Below are 3105 nucleotides of genomic sequence, written 5' to 3'. Positions count from 1 at the left end.
CGGACCCTTGGAATCAACCGTCTAGTGTGGCGTGTGTGATCCGGATCGTGTCGTCCGACGAGGTGCCATGGGAGGACGTCGAGGCGATCTTCGACGGTTCCGAGCCCGGCAAGTGCCACTGCCAGCGGTACAAGGTGAAGGGCTGGATCTGGCGCGACTCGACGTTGGCCGAACGCGTTGCCGCGCACGAATCGCAGGCCGCTCGCGGTAGTGGGCTGGTGGCCTATGTGGACGGTCAGCCTGCCGGGTGGGTGGCGGTCGAGCCGCGGTCGTCCTATGCGAAGTTGCTCAGCATGCCCATTCCGTGGAAGGCGCGCGACGAGGACAAGGACGACGACGGCGTGTGGGCCGTGACGTGTTTTGTGGTGCGCAAAGGGTTCCGGAAGCAGGGGCTCACGTACGAGCTGGCGGTTGCTTCGGTTGAGCACGCGCGTTCGCGGGGTGCGCGGGCGGTCGAGGCTTATCCGATGATCGCGGCGCCCGGGCAGAACGTGACTTGGGGCGAGATGCACGTCGGGGCGCGGCAGGTGTTCGAGGAGGCGGGGTTCGTGCAGGTCACGCATCCCACGAAGCGGCGGTTCGTGATGCGGGTGGACTTCTGATGTTCGAAGAGATCGTCATTCCGACGCCCCGGCTGGACTTCCCGGCGCTGGCGGCCGGCGAGGGGCCGGTCGTCGTGTGCTGGCACGGCTTTCCGGACCACCCGCTGTCATTCGGGCCGCTCGCTTCCCGCCTGGTGGCGGCGGGGAGACGGGTCGTCGTGCCGTTCCTGCGCGGGCACCACCCGTCGACGTACGACGAGCTCCGGTTCGCGGACGGGCTGACGCTGGCCGCCGACGCTGCCGCTGTCAACGAGGCGTTGTCATCCGAACCGCTCGACGTGATCGGGCACGACATCGGCGCCGGGGTGGCCGGAAGGCTCGCGGCCGGGTGGCCCGAGCGGGTGCGGCGGGTGATCACGATGTCCGTGCCGCCGCCGGCCGCGTTGCGCACGATCTTCGACGATCCCGCGCAGCAGCAACGGTTCTTCTACCTGTTCATGTTCCAGGTGCCCGGGGTGGCGGAGCGTCTGCTGAACTCCACGTTGATCTCCTACATGTGGCGCACCTGGTCGCCTGGGCTGGAAGTGCCGCAGTACGTACACGACATGTACGCGGATCCTGCGTTGCGGGCCAATGCTTTGAAGCTGTACCGCGCCAACTTCGACCGCTCGCTGCACGATCCGGAGCTCGCCGAGTTGGGGAAGATCTCCGAGAGGCCGGCCCAGATCCCGATGCTGGTGCTCGCGGGTGCCCAGGACGGCTGCATCACGCCGGACAAGTACGACGCCGCCACGGGTCTCGCCCCTGGTTCGCGGGTCGAGATCGTGGCGGACGCCGGGCACTTCCTGCAACTAGACCGCCCCGACGAGGTCGCGGCGCTCGCGCTTGACTGGCTGCGGTGACTTGCGGACGCGGCCCCACGGCTTGAACACCGACAGGACGTAGGCGAACAGCAGCAGCGCCGGGGCGACGACGACCGGGTGCATGATGCCGGACGGGATGACCGCAGTCGGGTCGCCCGCGAGCATGCGCCTGCCGATCTGTGCCGCCTCGGCCACGCCTGGGCGCAGCGAGAACGCGATGAGCAGCGACATGCCGATGTTCATGAACAGCTTGATGGCCACCCACCAGTACTTGACGAGGCCGTACTTGCTGCCGACGCCCAGGACCACGCCGGAGATCATGCACACGACGCTGGCACCGAACATCGGCCAGATCGCGAAGACGTCGATCGCCTGGATGGCGACGCCCGCGGTGTTCACGTCCGAAGTGTTCACCGCGACGACGGCGCAGATCCCCAGCGCGAGGTCAATGCCGAGCCACGCCGCCGCCGACAGGACGTGCACGAGCAGCACGGCCTTGCGGGCACGGCCACTGAGCTTGCGGGTGGTAGTCATCGCGGTGCACTCCTTCTCTCGTGGTGTCGCGTCTTACTCTCGCGACCACGAGCGCCCGCATCATCCGCTCACACTCTGATCTCGCGTACGTCAGATTGCGTACGCATCTGAGCGACGGTCATCGCCGTGAGGACGATCGCCGCGCCCAGCAACTGCACCGCGGTGAGCTGCTGCCCGAGCGCCGCCCAGCCGATGATCGCCGCCACGACCGGGGTCAGCAGCCCGAGGAACGTCACCTGCGTCGCGGTCAGCAGCGTGATCCCGCGAATCCACACCACGTACGCGACCGCTCCCCCGAACACCGACAGGAACGCGTAGCCCGCCACGTTCCGCGTGAACGTCGGCAGGTCCTCCAGCGCGAACGTCAACGGCACCAGGACGATCCCGCCCGCGACGAGCTGCCACCCGGTCGTCGCGAGCGCGGACGCCGGCGACACCCACCGCTTGTTCAGCACGATCGCCGCCGCCGTCACCGCCGCCCCGCCGAGCGCCGCGGCCACGCCGAGCGCGTCCAGTCGTGCGCCTGCCTTCAGCACCAGCAGGCTCACGCCGAGCAGCCCGGCGAGGCCCGCGGCCAGGATGCGAATCGTCAGCCGTTGGCCCAGAAATCTGCTCGCCAGTGCCGCCACGAACAGCGGCTGGATCGCGAGGAGCGTCGCCGCCACGCCGCCTGGGAGCCGGTACGCCGCGAGGAACAGCAGCGGTGTGAACGCGCCGATGTTCAACGCGCCGAGCACCAGCGACCGCCACCACCACTCGCCTCGTGGGAGCTCACGTGCCAGTGCGATCAGCATCAGTCCGGCGGGGAGGGCACGCAGCAGTGAGGCCAGCAACGGACGGTCGGGCGGCAGGTACTCGGTCGTGACGTAGAAGGTCGTGCCCCAGATGGCCGGGGCGAGCGCCGTCACGACCACCCGGTGGTTGATCACCACCCCAAGCTAGCTCTGCCTACGCGCCCCGGCACACATCGCGGAAGCCCGCACGCCCACAACCACCCAGCCAGCAGCCCGACCCTGCCACCAACCCCACGCTGGCACCGTGAACGCCCCGGCCAGCTCGTCCCAACCAGGTAGGTCCTCGTCCCCGCTGCTCGCCCATGCCGCACCCCCGCGCTCCGCCTTCCTCGCGGGAGGCGGTTGATCATGTTTTCGGGACAACTACCAGAC

General features: G+C 68.8%; 4 protein-coding genes. 2 read left to right on the top strand and 2 right to left on the bottom strand.

What is annotated here, in order from left to right; genetic code table 11:
* Positions 1 to 35 precede the first annotated feature (35 nt).
* Both UK23_RS47905 and UK23_RS47900 read left to right on the top strand, forming a co-directional pair.
* Complete coding sequence (locus UK23_RS47905; RefSeq protein ID WP_045318537.1) at positions 36 to 602, top strand: GNAT family N-acetyltransferase; 567 nt, start codon at positions 36 to 38, stop codon at positions 600 to 602.
* Positions 602 to 1444: an alpha/beta fold hydrolase gene (locus UK23_RS47900; RefSeq protein WP_045318536.1), complete on the top strand. Its 843-nt coding sequence runs from the start codon at positions 602 to 604 to the stop codon at positions 1442 to 1444. Before UK23_RS47905 ends, UK23_RS47900 begins: the two co-directional genes overlap by 1 nt.
* Here UK23_RS47900 and UK23_RS47895 read toward each other — a convergent pair.
* Together UK23_RS47895 and UK23_RS47890 are read right to left on the bottom strand one after the other, a co-directional pair.
* A complete protein-coding gene (locus UK23_RS47895) occupies positions 1394 to 1939 on the bottom strand; it encodes a hypothetical protein (RefSeq protein ID WP_045318535.1) in 546 nt (181 codons plus the stop codon). The two genes, UK23_RS47900 and UK23_RS47895, sit on opposite strands and share 51 nt — an antisense overlap.
* A 68-nt stretch (positions 1940 to 2007) precedes the next feature.
* Entirely contained in the window at positions 2008 to 2868 is an 861-nt protein-coding gene (locus tag UK23_RS47890; protein WP_045318538.1) for an EamA family transporter, read from the bottom strand.
* Between the last annotated feature and the right edge of the window lie 237 nt (positions 2869 to 3105).

Origin of the sequence: Lentzea aerocolonigenes, from assembly GCF_000955955.1 — a bacterium.
In the GTDB taxonomy this organism is placed as follows: Bacteria; Actinomycetota; Actinomycetes; order Mycobacteriales; family Pseudonocardiaceae; genus Lentzea; species Lentzea aerocolonigenes_A.
The sequence above is the reverse complement of the archived record's forward strand: the minus strand, read 5'-3'. Positions and strand labels throughout refer to the sequence as shown.

Coding starts and splice junctions, on each gene's coding strand:
- UK23_RS47900 (WP_045318536.1), top strand. CDS start 602: ATGTTCGAAGAGATCGTCATTCCGACGCCCCGGCTGGACTTCCCGGCG.
- UK23_RS47895 (WP_045318535.1), bottom strand. CDS start 1,939: ATGACTACCACCCGCAAGCTCAGTGGCCGTGCCCGCAAGGCCGTGCTG.